Here is a 13,738-nt window from a genome sequence, read left to right on the forward strand (position 1 = left end):
CAACATTATCACAACTGTAACTGGTGGTAGCACGTGCCTTCCATAGTTTTCCAGCAGACGGTGTTTCCCTCCAAGGTCATGTAGCTGTGAGCGGTGTTTTCCTTGGGGATGCTCACGGAACCGGGGTTCAGATAAAGGTTCCCCTGTCCGAAGTCTGTCCATGCGGGCACATGGGTGTGGCCGTGGAGCAGAATGTCCCCCGGGGCAAGGGGCGGCAGATGGTTCAGGTTGAACACATGGCCGTGGGTGACGTAGACCAGCCGCTGCCCCACCGGCAGCACAGCGTAATCTGCCAGCACCGGGAAATTGAGCACCATCTGGTCCACCTCGGCGTCGCAGTTGCCGCGCACGCACAGCAGCTTGGACGCAAGGCTGTTCAGCAGGGGGATGACCTGCTTGGGGGCGTAGTCCCGGGGCAGGTCGTTGCGGGGGCCGTGGTAGAGCAGGTCTCCCAGAAAGAGCAGGCGGTCGGCCTGCTCCCGTTCAAAGGCCTGTTGCAGCTGCTGCGCATAATAATAGGAGCCGTGCAGGTCTGATGCGATCATCCATTTCATATATAATGCCCTCCCTTAAAGCCGGTTTGCCTTATTGTAGCGCCTGCTGTAAAAATGGTCAAGCACTTGCAAAAGTCATACTTTTGCGCCAAAACCCCTTGACATACCGCCTGGGATGTGGTATTCTGCTAAGGTTGCAGCCCGCAAATGCGCAGGGTGCATATCGCGGACAGCTGCCGCGATCATAAAAACCGTGTGGATTTTTACGGCAGAATTGCTACTTTTCGCCACACAATGACCTTCCAAGGGTCATTGTGTGGCTTTTTTGTGCGCCGGAAACCGGCTGCAAGCCGATGCTGTGCCCGCCACATTTTTACTTTTTACAGATAGCAGGTGAAATTTTTCAATGAACGAAACTTTTATGAAGGAGAAGCCGGTGCTGCCGCTGCTGCTCTCGATGGCGCTGCCTAACGTGATCTCCATGCTGGTGAACAGCCTCTACAACATCGTGGACAGCCTGTTTGTGGCGCGCATCAGCGAGGACGCCATGACCGCGTTAAGTCTGGTGTTCCCCATCCAGAATTTTTCCAATGCCATTGCCATCGGCTTTGGCATCGGCATCAATGCCATGATCGCGCTGTATCTGGGCGCGGGCGACCGCGAAAAGGCCGAGACGGCCGCCACCCATGGCTTTGTGCTCAGCCTTGTGCACGGCGTGGTGATGATGGCGGTCAGCATCGCCATCATGCCCGGCTTTCTGCGCCGCTTTACGCAGGACGAGGGGCTGATCGCTGCCGGTATCACCTATTCCACCATCGTGTTCCTGTTTTTGGTCGTGAACATGGTCTCGCTGGCCTTTGAAAAGATCTTTCAGGCGGTGGGCCGCATGAAGGTGTCCATGATCGCCCTGATCACCGGCTGCGTGTGCAATATTCTGTTGGACCCGGTACTCATCTTTGGGCTGGGGCCGGTGCCTGCCATGGGCATTGCGGGCGCGGCACTGGCTACCGGCATCGGTCAGATGCTCAGCGTGGTGGTCTACCTTGTGGTCTACCTGCGCACCGAGCTGCCGGTGCGGCTGCGCCGCAGCTGCCTGCGCCCGGATGCAATGCTGGATGGCAGACTGTACGCCATCGGCGTTCCGGCCATCCTAAATCTAGCGCTGCCCTCGCTGCTGGTCACCTTTCTCAACGGGCTGCTGGCGGCCTTTTCCCAGAGTTATGTGGTGGTGTTGGGCATCTATTATAAATTGCAGACCTTTTTGTACCTGCCCGCCAACGGCTTCGTGCAGGGCATGCGCCCTCTTATCGGCTACAACTACGGTGCGCGGGAGTACGCCCGGGTGAAAAAGCTGTTCCAGCTGACCCTGCTCATGAGCGCTGCCATCATGGCGGCGGGCACGGTGATCTGTCAGGTTGCCTCCGGGCAGCTGATGGGGCTGTTCACCCAGAACCCCGAAACCATCGCCGCCGGGCGGACTGCCTTGCGCATCATCAGCATCGGCTTTGTCATCTCGGCAGTCTCCACCACCGCTTCCGGTGCACTGGAGGGGCTAGGTAAGGGCGCAGAATCGCTGGTCATCGCGCTGTGCCGGTATGTTGTTTTCATCATGCCGCTGGCTGCACTGCTGTGCAATTGGCTGGGCGCAGACGGCGTGTGGCACGCCTTCTGGCTTACCGAGGTGCTGGCAGCGGTGGTCTCCGGTGCGGTCTACCGCCGGGCGGTCACACATAAAAAATAAGAATTTCTGATAGGGGCGTTTCATAACGTCCCTATTTTTCATTGACACTACGGGAAAAGTACGGTAAAATATTTTTCGTGTTTTGACAAAAACTGTCAGTGCGCAAGATATTACAGAGGATGTGGAAGTATATGATCGAGACCATTGCCGCCGTCAATCAGGCGGTGAACAGCTTTATCTGGGGTATCCCCGCCATGGTGTGCATCATTGGCGTGGGGCTGCTGCTCAGTGTCCGCACGGGCTTTTTGCAGATCCGCAAATTCCCCTACGCCATCCGCACCACCGTGGGACGGATGTTCCGCAAGCGGGATGCTTCGGACGGTGCCATGACTCCCTTTCAGGCGGTGTGCACCGCGCTGGCGGGCACGGTGGGCACCGGCAACATTGCCGGTGTGGCGGGCGCTATCGCCATCGGCGGCCCGGGTGCCGTGTTCTGGATGTGGTGCTCTGCGCTGCTGGGCATGTGCACCAAGTTTGCCGAGGTAACGCTGGCTGTGCATTTCCGGGAGCGCAGCGACACCGGCGAGTGGGTGGGCGGCCCGATGTACTATATTAAAAACGGCCTTGGTCGCCGCTGGCAGTTTCTGGCGGTGCTGTACGCGCTGTTCGGCGTGCTGACCGTGTTCGGCACCGGCAACGCAACGCAGGTGAATACCATCGTGGCGGCGGTGGATACTGCCCTGCTGGAATACGGGTTGGTGGGCGGCAGCTTTCTGCCCACCCTCAACCTCATCGTGGGCATCCTTGTGGCGGTGCTGGTGGCGCTGGTGCTGCTGGGCGGCATCAAGCGCATTGGCAGCGTGAGCGAGAAGCTGGTGCCCTTTATGGCGTTGTTCTACATTGTGCTGTCGGTGGGCGTGGTGGTGCTCAACTTCTCCCGCCTGCCCTATGTGCTGGAATCCATCGTGGCGGGTGCGTTCAACCCCGCTGCCTTTACCGGCGGCACCATCGGCAGTTTGTTCGTCAGTATGCAAAAGGGCGTTTCCCGCGGCATCTTTTCCAACGAGGCCGGTCTTGGCACCGGTTCTATCGCCCATGCCTGCGCCGATACCAAAAAGCCGGTCAAACAGGGCATGTTCGGTATTTTTGAGGTGTTTGCCGATACCATCGTCATCTGCACCCTGACCGCGCTGGTCATCCTGTGCAGCGGCACCCAGATCAGCTACGGCGCAGCGGCGGGTGCTGAGCTGACCATCTCCGGCTTTACCACCACCTACGGCGGCTGGGCGTCTATCTTTACTGCTGTGGCGCTGTGCTGCTTTGCCTTTTCCACCATCATCGGCTGGGGTCTGTACGGCTCCCGCTTTCTGGTGTTCCTGTGCAAGAGCAACAAAGTGGCGCGCCCCTTCTTTGTGGTGTATGCTCTGGTAGCCATTCTGGGCGCTACCATGGACCTTGGCCTGCTGTGGAGCATCGCCGATACCTTCAACGGCCTGATGAGCATCCCGAACCTCATTGCGCTGCTGCTGCTTTCCGGCACGGTGGTGCAGATGACCCGCGCCTTTTTTGAATCGGAGGGGTGAGCGGCAGCTCTGCCCATAGTGGACAGAAACGCCGGAACGCGGTATACTGAGAAAAAACAACGGTGGCTATGCACCACAGGAGGTTCTAACGTGGAAAACTTTAACGAACTGCTGCAAAAGTATGCAGATTTTATCGTCCGGGTGGGTGTGAACCCGCAGCCGGGACAGACCCTGATCATCAACTGCCCGCTGGAAGGCGCTCCGCTGGCACGGCTGTGCGTGCGCAGCGCCTACGAAGCAGGTGCGCGGGACGTGCAGGTGAACTGGCAGGATGACGCCGTTACCCGCATCCGCATGGAGCTGGGCAGCGAGGAGGCACTGACCGACCACAAGGGCTGGCAGCTGCGCCGCTATCTGGACTACGCCGAGAGCGAGGGCAGTGTGTGCGTGCTGCACCTCATCGCGGACGACCCGGAACTGTTTGCCGGGCTGGACGGCGCTAAGATCAGCCGGGTGAACAGCGCCAACCGCAGCTTTATGCAGCCGTGGCGGGAGTACACCATGAACGATCGGGTGCAGTGGTCCATCGCCGCTCTGCCCGCAGAGCCGTGGGCAAAGAAGATGTTCCCGGAGCTGGACACTGCCGCCGCCATTGAAGCACAGTGGAAGCTGATCTTTGATACCTGCCGTGTGACCGGCGGCGACCCGGTAGGGGAGTGGCAGAAGCATCTGGACCGCCTGAACGAGCTGGGCGCAAAGATGAACGCCCTTGATCTGGAAAGCGTGCATTTTGAAAGCGCCAACGGCACCGACCTGACCGTGGGTCTGGCAGAACAGGCTGTGTGGGAGAGCGCCGGCAGCAAAAACGAGAAGGGTGTGCCCTTCCTGCCCAACATCCCCACCGAGGAGGTGTTCACCGCACCCCATAAAGATAAGGTGGACGGCATCGTTTACGGCACAAAGCCCTACGTCTTTAACGGACAGCTGATCAAGAATTTCCACGTCACCTTCAAGGACGGCAAGGTGGTGGAGCACGGCGCCGACGAGGGCGCAGATCTGCTGGGCCAGCTGTTGGACACCGACGAGGGCGCACGCCACATCGGTGAGGTGGCACTGGTGCCTGCTTCCAGCCCCATCAACCGCAGCGGCAAGCTGTTCTACAACACCCTGTTTGACGAGAACGCTGCCTGCCACATCGCCTTTGGCGACAGCTACCCCGGCACCACTGTGGGCGGCACCGGCCTTTCCAAGGAAGAACTGGCAGCCCGCGGCATGAACCACTCCTCCCTGCACGAGGACGTGATGATCGGTGCAGAGGACAGCCGTATCACCGGCAAATGCCGCGACGGCCGCACTGTGCCGCTGTTTGAAAACGGCGTCTGGGTGCTGTAAAAAGCCCAAAAGGGTGTGCAACTGCAAAAAAATTGCGAAAATGCTTGCATAAATCGCAAGAGTATGCTATATTCTAGTAGTACGATATACTTTAACCTGAAACGTGGGCCGCAAGGTCCGCGTTTCTTGTTTGTTTGGAGGTTTTTTATGGCGAAGCAGTCTGGCGGCAACACCGCGCAGAGAGTGGAAGCGCTTGTCCGTCCCACGGTGGAAGGCATGGGTCTGCGCCTGTGGGATGTGGTTTTTGAGAAGGAAGGGCCGGACTGGTATCTTCGCATCCTCATCGACCGGGACGGCACCATGGATACCGACACCTGTGCAGAGGTGTCCCACGCACTGGACCCCATTCTGGATGAGGCAGACCCCATCGACCAGAGCTATTATCTGGAAGTGGGCAGCCCCGGCCTTGGCCGCAAGCTGACCCGCCCGGAGCATTACGAGGCACTGAAGGGCCAGAAGGTGCGGGCAAAGCTCATCCGCCCCAACGCTGACGGCGTGCGGGAGCTGTCCGGCATCCTGACCGGCCGCGAGGGCAGCACCGTGACACTGGAAACCGAGAACGGCCCCGTGACCTTTGAGGTGAACGCAGCCTCCGGCGTGCAGCTGTGCGACGACGAGGATCTGTTTAACTGAGAAGTACCGTCTCTGATGGAGAAAAGAGAACAAAATATATAGGAGGAACCCGAAAAATGACAGCAGCGAATAAGGACTTTTTTGAAGCGCTCTCCATGCTGGAGCATGAGCGCGGCATCACCGCAGAATACCTGATCGAAAAGATCAAGGCGGCTATCATCATTGCCGTCAAGAAGAACTACGAGGTCGAGGAGGATCACATCCGTGTGGACATCGACCCCGACACCGGCCGCTTTGACGTGGCGCTGATCCAGGACATCGTGGCAGACGAGGACTGGTACGACGAGCACGCCGAGATCGGCGTGACCGAGGCACGTAAGATCCGCAGCAGCTACGAGGTGGGCGACCGCATCATCACCCCGCTCAAGACCCGCGATTTTGGCCGCATTGCCGCCCAGACCGCAAAGCACGTCATCCGTCAGGGCATCCGCGAGGCCGAGCGCAACCAGCAGCTCAGCGAGATCCAGTCCCGCGCACATGACATCGTGCAGGCCACCGTTACCCGCGTGGATACCGAGAAGGGCATCGTGGCGCTGGATCTGGGCAAGGGCGGCGAGGCAGTTCTGCCCCGCAACGAGCAGGTGCCCGGCGAGGTGTACACCGAGGGCGAGACCCTGCAGGTCTACATCGTGGACGTGGTCAGCACCGAGCGCGGCCCCCGCGTGATGATCAGCCGCACCCATCCCGGCCTTGTCAAGCGCCTGTTTGAGCTGGAAGTGCCCGAGATCTTTGACGGCACTGTGGAGGTAAAGGCCATCAGCCGCGAGGCCGGTGCCCGCACCAAGATGGCTGTCTGGTCCAAGGACCCCAACGTCAACCCCGTTTCCGCCTGCATCGGCGAGCACGGCGCCCGCGTGGCCGCTGTTGTGGAAAAGCTGGGCGGCGAGAAGATCGACATCGTCAAGTGGAGCGAGGATATCTCGGAGTTCATCTCCGCAGCCCTGAGCCCCGCCAAGGTGGTCAAGGTAGAGCTGCTGCCCGGCGAGACCCGCTCCTGCCGCGTCACCGTGCCCGACCAGCAGCTGAGCCTTGCCATTGGCAACAAGGGCCAGAACGCCCGCCTGTGCGCCCGCCTGACCGGCTACAACATTGATATCCGTCCCGAGAGCGGCTACTACGGCGAGGACGAGGAGCCCAAGAAGGACGCAGCAGACGCTGAATAAGCCCGGCACCATCTGCCGAAGGAGGGAAACCGGATGGCACAAAAAAAGATCCCTGCCCGCCAGTGCATCGGCTGCATGACCAGCCGCCCCAAAAAGGAGCTGGTGCGCGTGGTGCGCGCACCCAGCGGGGAGATCAGCATTGATCTGGTAGGCAAAAAGCCGGGACGTGGCGCATATCTCTGCCCGGACCCGGACTGCCTGACCAAGGCAAAGAAGAAAAAGGCGCTGGAGCGCTGCTTTGAGCAGCCGGTCCCCGCCGAGGTATACGACGCGCTGGCTGTACAGCTGGCCGCAGCCGCAAAGGAGGCAGCAGCCGATGGCAAAAAAGAATAACGCCCCCGCAAAACCCAAGCTGCCCCCGGAGGAGGCGCTGTATCAGGCCGTGAGCCTGTGCCGCAAGGCCGGTGCGCTGACCATGGGCTTTGATGCCGTGGAGGAGGCCTGCGTAAAAAGCAAGGCATGGCTGGTGATGACCGCATCGGATATCAGCCCCAAGACTTTGCAGCGTTTGAACTACGCCGTAGGGGACTTGGTGGACGTGTTCACCATGCCGCTGACGCAGGATAAGCTGGCCGATATCAGCCACAAGCCCGTGGCTGTTTACGCGGTGACCGACCGCAACCTCGCAAAGCTCTGCTTCGACCGCCTGTCGGACTGCGGAGCAATCAAAAATGAGGAGGATATGAGCGAATGATCGTAAAATATAAAGTGAGTGACTTTGCAAAGGATCTGAACCTTTCTACAAAGAAGGTGCTGGATGAGCTGACCGCCATGGGCAGCACCGGCAAGAAGAACAGCTCCAATCTGGAGGAGAACGAGCTGAACTATCTGCTGGAGAAGTTCAGCAAGGATAACAGCGTGGCGAATCTGGACGAGTTTTTGAACAGCGCCAAGGCTCCCAAGGAGGAGCCCAAGGCTGAGAAAAAGGCTGAGCAGAAAGCCGAAAAGAAGGCTGAGAAGAAGCCCGAGGCTCCCAAGGCTGACAAAAAGCCCCAGCAGCCCGCCGCAAAGGCCGAGCAGCCCAAGGCAAACAACAATAACAACAACGGCAAGCACGGCGATAAGAAGCCCGAGCAGCACAAGAAGCGCGAGGAAAAGACCGTTTCCTTCAGCGAGCTGGCACGCGAGACCGGCGCAAAGGCTACCGCTGCCCCCGCACAGGCAGTCTCTGTCCGCCGTGAGGACAATCAGGTCACCGTGGATACCCGCACTGTGGATATGAACGTGGACCGTTTCGACGCCCGCTACGATGATCTGGCCTCCACCAAGAACACCGAGAACCGCCGCAAGCCCACCCCGCAGGGCAACAAGCAGAAGTTCACCCAGCGCGGCCAGCGCCAGCGCCAGCAGTTCCAGAAGGGCAAGCGCGAGACCGAGTTCGAGCGTCTGCAGCGCATCCAGCTGGAAAAGGCCCGTAACGCCCAGCTGAAGGTGCTGATCCCTGACGAGATCACCGTGGGCGAGCTGGCTGCCCGCCTGAAGCAGCAGGCCGGCAAGGTCATTGCCAAGTTCATGCAGATGGGCGAGATGCACGCCATCAACGATGTGATCGACTTCGACACTGCAGCTCTGCTGGCAGAGGAGTTCCACGCAAAGGTCGAGCACGAGGTGCACGTTACCATCGAGGAGCGCCTGTTCACGCAGGAAGAGGATTCGCAGGAGGATCTGGTGGAGCGTCCCCCGGTGGTCTGCGTTATGGGCCATGTTGACCACGGCAAGACCAGTATTCTGGATGCCATCCGCAAGACCAACGTTACCGCAGGCGAGGCCGGCGGCATCACGCAGGCCATCGGTGCATATCAGGTCAAGGTCAACGACAGCCTCATCACCTTCCTGGATACCCCGGGCCATGAGGCGTTCACCTCCATGCGTGCCCGCGGTGCCAACATGACCGATATTGCAGTTCTGGTGGTTGCTGCCGACGACGGCATCATGCCCCAGACCATCGAGTCCATCAACCACGCCAAGGCTGCAAATGTCAAGCTCATCGTGGCAATGAACAAGATGGATAAGCCCACCGCAAACCCCGAGCGCGTGATGGAAGGCCTGACCAAGTACGGCATCATCACCGAGGACTGGGGCGGCGATGTGGCCTGCATCCCGGTGTCTGCCCTGACCGGCATGGGCATCAACGACCTGCTGGAGCGCATTGCTCTGGAAGCTGAGGTCATGGAGCTGAAAGCAAACCCCAACCGCCGCGCCAAGGGTGCGGTCGTCGAGGCCCGTCTGGACAAGGGCCAGGGCCCCATTGCCACCATTCTGGTGCAGAACGGCACCCTGCACTCCGGCGACGTCATCATTGCCGGTACCGCTGTGGGCCGCGTGCGCACCATGCGCAGCGACAAGGGTCAGTTGCTCACCGATGCCGGCCCCTCTACCCCTGTGGAGATCACCGGCCTGACCGCCGTGCCCGAGGCAGGCGACCTGTTCGAGGCTGTTGAGGACGAGCGTCTGGCCCGTGAGCTGGCCGAGCAGCGCATTGCTGCCGCCAAGGAGAAGCAGTTCTCCTCCTTCCAGAAGGTCACGCTGGATAACTTGTTCAGCCAGATGGCACAGAACGACATGAAGGAACTGGCCATCGTGGTCAAGGCCGACGTGCAGGGCTCTGCCGAGGCTGTGAAGCAGAGTCTGGAGAAGATCTCCAACGATGAGGTGCGCGTGCGCGTCATCCACGCCGGTGTCGGCGCCATCAGCAAGTCTGACGTGGATCTGGCCGATGCCTCCAACGCCATCATCATCGGCTTCAACGTCCGCCCGGACAACGTGGCTAAGGAAGAAGCCGCTGCCACCAAGGTGGAAATGCGTATGTACCGCGTCATTTACGACGCCATCAACGATGTTACCGACGCTATGAAGGGTATGCTGGCACCCAAGTTCCGTGAGGTCTCTCTGGGCGAGCTGCAGGTGCGTCAGGTGTACAAGATCTCCAACGTGGGCACCGTTGCAGGTTGCCGCGTGACCAGCGGCAAGATCACCCGCGACAGCAAGGTGCGCGTGGTGCGTGACGGCATCGTCATTGCCGAGGACGAGATCGCATCCCTGAAGCGCTTCAAGGATGACGCCAAGGAAGTGGCCGAGGGCTACGAGTGCGGCGTGACCCTGGAGAAGTTTGCGGACGTCAAGGAAGGCGACGTGTACGAAGCTTTCAAGATGGAAGAATACCGCGACTAAGATTTAAAATAACCCTCTCCGTCATTGCTGACGCAATGCCGCCTCTCCCGAGGCAGGAGGCTTGCAGAGAAACGGAAAAGCATCCCGTATCCACGCAAAAAGCTCGCCCATCGGGAGAGCTGCCAAGCGAAGCGAGGCTGAGAGGGTTTTCTTTTTAAAGGAGAAACGGAATGTCTCAGAAAAATATGGGCCGTCTTGCGCAGGATATGAAGCGCGAGGTCATTGCCATCATCGGCCGGCTGAAGGACCCGCGGCTGGAGGGCGGTCTGCTGACCGTCACCCGTCTGGACGTGACGCCGGATCTGGATGTGGCAAAAGTGTATGTAAGCGTGATGGGCCGCGCAGACGGCCCCAAGCCCGCAATCGAAGCGCTGAACCGTGCTGCAGGCCATGTGCGCACCGAGGTCAGCAAAAAAATGCACATCCGCAAGGCACCCCGCTTCATCTTTGTGGAGGATGACGGTGCCGCCTACGCCGCCCACATCAACGAGCTGCTGCGCAGTCTGAACGTGAACGGCGAGGAAGAAGCACAGTCTGCCGATACCGAACAGACCGAGGACTGACTGCCTTTGCGGAAAGGATGGATCATTGGATGACAGAACAACTGAATGTGCAGCAGATGGCGCAGCGCCTGCTGGCTGCGGACAACATTTTGATTCTGTGCCACAAAAACCCGGACGGTGACACCATCGGCTGCGGCAGCGCCCTGTACTATGCGCTCAAAGCGCTGGAAAAAACAACGGCGGTGCTCTGTTCCGATGCCATTCCGTCCCGCTACGCCTTTACGAACCCACGGCTGTTCAAGGGCGAGTTTGAGCCCCGCACCGTGATCGCAGTGGACGTGGCCGGTTTGCAGCTGTTTGGCGAAAATAACGGTGTGCCGCAGTTTGCACGCCATGTGGACCTGTGCATCGACCACCACGCGGGCAACAACGGCTATGCCGATTTTACCCTTCTGGATGCCGGTGCCGCTGCGGCAGCAGAGCTGCTGTATCAGGTCATCGTGGAGATGGGCGTGACCATCACCCCCCACATTGCCGACTGCCTGTACACAGGCATTGCCACCGACACTGGCTGCTTCAAGTTCTCCTCCACCACGGCCAACACCCACACGGTGGCGGCAAAGCTCATTGAGGCCGGCTGTCATGTGGAGGAGCTGAACACCCTGCTCTTCGACACCAAGCCCCGTGCCCGCATGGAGGCCGAGCGCATCGCCCGCAACCATCTGGAGTACTATCTGGATGGCCGCTGCGCCCTGATCTACCTGACGCGGGACGAGATCCGGCAGAGCGGGGTAGACCCTGCGGATCTGGAGGAGCTGACCAGCCTGCCCATCAGCATCGAGGGAGTCAAGGTGGGTCTGACCCTGCGCCAGCAGCCCGGCGGCAGCTACCGCATCAGCGTGCGCACCGCAAAGGGCGTGGACGCCTGTGCCATTGCCCGGCGGCTGGGCGGCGGCGGCCACACCCGCGCAGCGGGCTGTGAGCTGCTGGGCGACCTTGAAAACACCAAAAATGCGATCCTTGCAGAGGTGGAAGCCGAACTGGACGCACCGCAGGAGGAAGCATGATGCAGGGCATCCTGATCGTAGACAAGCCCATGGACTGGACCAGCTTTGACGTGGTGGCAAAGCTGCGCGGCGTGCTGGGCACCCGCAAGCTGGGGCACAGCGGTACGCTGGATCCTATGGCCACCGGCGTTCTGCCGGTGTTCTGCGGCGGTGCCAGCAAGGCGGTGGATCTGCAGCTGAACCACGACAAGACCTACCGCGCCACCCTGCGCCTGGGCGCACGCACCGATACCGGCGATAGCACCGGCACGGTGCTGGAAACCGCGCCCGTTACCGCCGGAGAAAAGGAGCTGCTGGCTGTACTGCCGCAGTTTGTCGGCCCGCAGATGCAGGTGCCGCCCATGTACTCCGCGGTCAAGATCAACGGCCAGCCGCTGTATAAGCTGGCCCGCGAGGGCGTGACCGTGGAGCGCAAGGCGCGCCCCATTGAGATCTACGGCATCGAGTACGGCGGCAGTCCGGCAGAAAACGAGTATGTGCTGACGGTGCGCTGCTCCAAGGGCACCTATATCCGCACGCTGCTGGAGGAGATCGCCGCCGCCATGGGGCAGAAGGGCACCATGAGCGCTCTGCGCCGCACTTCTGCCGGTCTGTACACCGAAGCGGACGCCCACACGCTGGAAGAAATTCTTGCCGCAAAGGAGCAGGGAAGCGCTGCACTGGAAGCACTGATGCTGCCGGTGGAAAGCGTGTTCACCCCGCTGCCGCTGCTGGTGGTGGAGCCATGGGTGGAGCAGCACCTGTACAACGGCTGCCCCACCAGCCGCTACCCGGCGGCAGACGGACGCTACCGGGTGCGCAGCGCCGCCGGACAGTTCCTTGGCCTTGCCAACATCACCGGCGGGGTGCTCCGGGTGGAAAAACTGTTCGTGGAACGTAATTGAACAATAAAGGAAACAAGACCCATGCAGATCATTTCTCAGTTTGCCCCGCTGCCGCTGGCACAGCCCAAAAAGGGCACCGCCGTGGCCATGGGCTACTTTGACGGCATCCATATCGGCCACCGGGCGGTGATCGAAGGGGCGGTACAATGGGCAAAGACCCATGATGCAGCCCCGGCGGTGTTCACCTTCCGCCTGCCGGTAGAAAATAAAATGAAGGGCAAGCGCCTGCTCTCCACCGAGGATAAGCACGCCTTGATCCACAGCCTTGGGGTGGAGTATTACCTTACCCCGGACTTTGAAGCAATCAAGGCGCTGAGCCCGGAGGAGTTCGTGCGCGGCATCGTAGAAAACTGCCACGCCCGGGCGCTGTTCTGCGGCGAAAACTTCACCTTTGGCGCAAAAGCTGCCGGTACGCCGGAGCTGCTGCGCACCCTCTGCGCCCCCCTTGGGGTAGAGGTAGTGGTGGTGCCCATGGCACAGTTTGAGGAAAAGCCGGTGTCCTCCACCCGCATCCGCACTGCGCTGGAGGGCGGGGATATCCCCGCCGCCAACGCCATGCTGGGCATGCCCTATGCCATCCGCTTTGCGGTGCAGCACGGGGCGGGACTGGGGCACACCCTCGGGGTGCCCACCATCAACCAGCTGTACCCGCAGGGCTTCCAGATGCCCCGCAGCGGCATTTATATCACCCGCACCTGCATCAACGGGGTGTGGTATCCCTCGGCCACCGGTCTGGGCAGCCGCCCTACTGTGAACGATGACGCCACCAAGGTGACCTGCGAGACCTTTATCCCGGGTTTTTCCGGTGACCTGTACGGCACCGACCCGGTGGTGGAGTTCCACGCTTACCTGAGCCCCAGCAAAAAGTTTGACACGCTGGACCAGCTGCGGGACTGCATCAACGATGCCGCTCGCCGCGCACAGGAATATTTTGCATAACGCATCAACAGCGGAAAAATTATTTTTATTTGGGGTCGAGAAACGCCTGTGGGCGTTTTTCGACCCCTTTTGTCGTGAAGGAAAACAGCATTTCCGGCGTCTGCGGGCAGAAAAAACCGCACTTCGGGCAAAATAGACACATTTCCGTGCAACAACGGCAAATGTTTGTTAAACAATTATCTATCTCATATCCTTGCAATGCGCGCAGTTTTTGTTTATAATAGTAGCTGTACGGGGCAACGCCCCGATTGTGAGCGAGACTCTGGTTCAGAATTATAACTTGAGAGG

The 13,738-nt window shown here is 60.1% G+C and carries 13 protein-coding genes; 12 read left to right on the top strand and 1 reads right to left on the bottom strand.

The features are described from left to right. Positions 1-8: 8 nt before the first annotated feature. Positions 9-554, bottom strand: coding sequence for a phosphodiesterase (gene yfcE / locus MTP39_RS05575; RefSeq protein WP_249241768.1), 546 nt, complete (start codon positions 552-554; stop codon positions 9-11). Between the two features lie 346 nt (positions 555-900). Between yfcE and MTP39_RS05580 the strand changes: the two genes are divergently transcribed. From MTP39_RS05580 to ribF, 12 genes are all read left to right on the top strand, one after another. After that, positions 901-2,235 carry an MATE family efflux transporter gene (locus tag MTP39_RS05580; protein ID WP_249241770.1) on the top strand — a complete coding sequence of 445 codons (1,335 nt, stop codon included), beginning with the start codon at positions 901-903 and terminating at the stop codon, positions 2,233-2,235. A gap of 131 nt (positions 2,236-2,366) precedes the next feature. Beyond that, the gene (locus MTP39_RS05585; RefSeq protein WP_249241771.1) at positions 2,367-3,758 is read left to right on the top strand and encodes an alanine/glycine:cation symporter family protein; all 1,392 of its coding nucleotides are present in this window, start codon (positions 2,367-2,369) and stop codon (positions 3,756-3,758) included. Positions 3,759-3,848: 90 nt separating this feature from the next. Continuing rightward, complete coding sequence (locus MTP39_RS05590; RefSeq protein ID WP_005922340.1) at positions 3,849-5,090, top strand: aminopeptidase; 1,242 nt, start codon at positions 3,849-3,851, stop codon at positions 5,088-5,090. Between the two features lie 147 nt (positions 5,091-5,237). Continuing rightward, a complete protein-coding gene (gene rimP / locus MTP39_RS05595) occupies positions 5,238-5,723 on the top strand; it encodes a ribosome maturation factor RimP (RefSeq protein WP_005922338.1) in 486 nt (161 codons plus the stop codon). Between the two features lie 56 nt (positions 5,724-5,779). Next, positions 5,780-6,886: a transcription termination factor NusA gene (gene nusA / locus MTP39_RS05600; protein ID WP_097783735.1), complete on the top strand. Its 1,107-nt coding sequence runs from the start codon at positions 5,780-5,782 to the stop codon at positions 6,884-6,886. A 33-nt stretch (positions 6,887-6,919) separates the two neighbouring features. Then, entirely contained in the window at positions 6,920-7,219 is a 300-nt protein-coding gene (gene rnpM, locus MTP39_RS05605; RefSeq protein ID WP_005922334.1) for an RNase P modulator RnpM, read from the top strand. Then, positions 7,203-7,580: a L7Ae/L30e/S12e/Gadd45 family ribosomal protein gene (locus MTP39_RS05610; RefSeq protein ID WP_005922333.1), complete on the top strand. Its 378-nt coding sequence runs from the start codon at positions 7,203-7,205 to the stop codon at positions 7,578-7,580. Before rnpM ends, MTP39_RS05610 begins: the two co-directional genes overlap by 17 nt. Continuing rightward, a complete protein-coding gene (gene infB / locus MTP39_RS05615) occupies positions 7,577-10,057 on the top strand; it encodes a translation initiation factor IF-2 (RefSeq protein WP_249241773.1) in 2,481 nt (826 codons plus the stop codon). Before MTP39_RS05610 ends, infB begins: the two co-directional genes overlap by 4 nt. A 170-nt stretch (positions 10,058-10,227) precedes the next feature. Next, positions 10,228-10,620, top strand: coding sequence for a 30S ribosome-binding factor RbfA (gene rbfA, locus MTP39_RS05620; protein WP_249241774.1), 393 nt, complete (start codon positions 10,228-10,230; stop codon positions 10,618-10,620). Between the two features lie 17 nt (positions 10,621-10,637). Further along, positions 10,638-11,627 (top strand): DHH family phosphoesterase, encoded by a 990-nt coding sequence (locus tag MTP39_RS05625; RefSeq protein ID WP_249241775.1) that lies wholly within the window; start codon positions 10,638-10,640, stop codon positions 11,625-11,627. After that, positions 11,627-12,511, top strand: coding sequence for a tRNA pseudouridine(55) synthase TruB (gene truB, locus MTP39_RS05630; protein WP_249242038.1), 885 nt, complete (start codon positions 11,627-11,629; stop codon positions 12,509-12,511). Before MTP39_RS05625 ends, truB begins: the two co-directional genes overlap by 1 nt. A 21-nt stretch (positions 12,512-12,532) precedes the next feature. Then, entirely contained in the window at positions 12,533-13,450 is a 918-nt protein-coding gene (gene ribF / locus MTP39_RS05635) for a riboflavin biosynthesis protein RibF (RefSeq protein WP_249241777.1), read from the top strand. The last annotated feature ends 288 nt before the right edge of the window (positions 13,451-13,738 follow it).

This window comes from Faecalibacterium sp. I3-3-33, from assembly GCF_023347295.1.
In the GTDB taxonomy this organism is placed as follows: domain Bacteria; phylum Bacillota; class Clostridia; order Oscillospirales; family Ruminococcaceae; genus Faecalibacterium.

Excerpts from the sequence above, each read along its gene's own strand:
- yfcE (WP_249241768.1), bottom strand. The coding sequence starts at position 554 with ATGAAATGGATGATCGCATCAGACCTGCACGGCTCCTATTATTATGCG.
- MTP39_RS05580 (WP_249241770.1), top strand. The coding sequence starts at position 901 with ATGAACGAAACTTTTATGAAGGAGAAGCCGGTGCTGCCGCTGCTGCTC.
- MTP39_RS05585 (WP_249241771.1), top strand. The coding sequence starts at position 2,367 with ATGATCGAGACCATTGCCGCCGTCAATCAGGCGGTGAACAGCTTTATC.
- rimP (WP_005922338.1), top strand. The coding sequence starts at position 5,238 with ATGGCGAAGCAGTCTGGCGGCAACACCGCGCAGAGAGTGGAAGCGCTT.
- nusA (WP_097783735.1), top strand. The coding sequence starts at position 5,780 with ATGACAGCAGCGAATAAGGACTTTTTTGAAGCGCTCTCCATGCTGGAG.
- rnpM (WP_005922334.1), top strand. The coding sequence starts at position 6,920 with ATGGCACAAAAAAAGATCCCTGCCCGCCAGTGCATCGGCTGCATGACC.
- MTP39_RS05610 (WP_005922333.1), top strand. The coding sequence starts at position 7,203 with ATGGCAAAAAAGAATAACGCCCCCGCAAAACCCAAGCTGCCCCCGGAG.
- infB (WP_249241773.1), top strand. The coding sequence starts at position 7,577 with ATGATCGTAAAATATAAAGTGAGTGACTTTGCAAAGGATCTGAACCTT.
- rbfA (WP_249241774.1), top strand. The coding sequence starts at position 10,228 with ATGTCTCAGAAAAATATGGGCCGTCTTGCGCAGGATATGAAGCGCGAG.
- MTP39_RS05625 (WP_249241775.1), top strand. The coding sequence starts at position 10,638 with ATGGATCATTGGATGACAGAACAACTGAATGTGCAGCAGATGGCGCAG.
- truB (WP_249242038.1), top strand. The coding sequence starts at position 11,627 with ATGCAGGGCATCCTGATCGTAGACAAGCCCATGGACTGGACCAGCTTT.
- ribF (WP_249241777.1), top strand. The coding sequence starts at position 12,533 with ATGCAGATCATTTCTCAGTTTGCCCCGCTGCCGCTGGCACAGCCCAAA.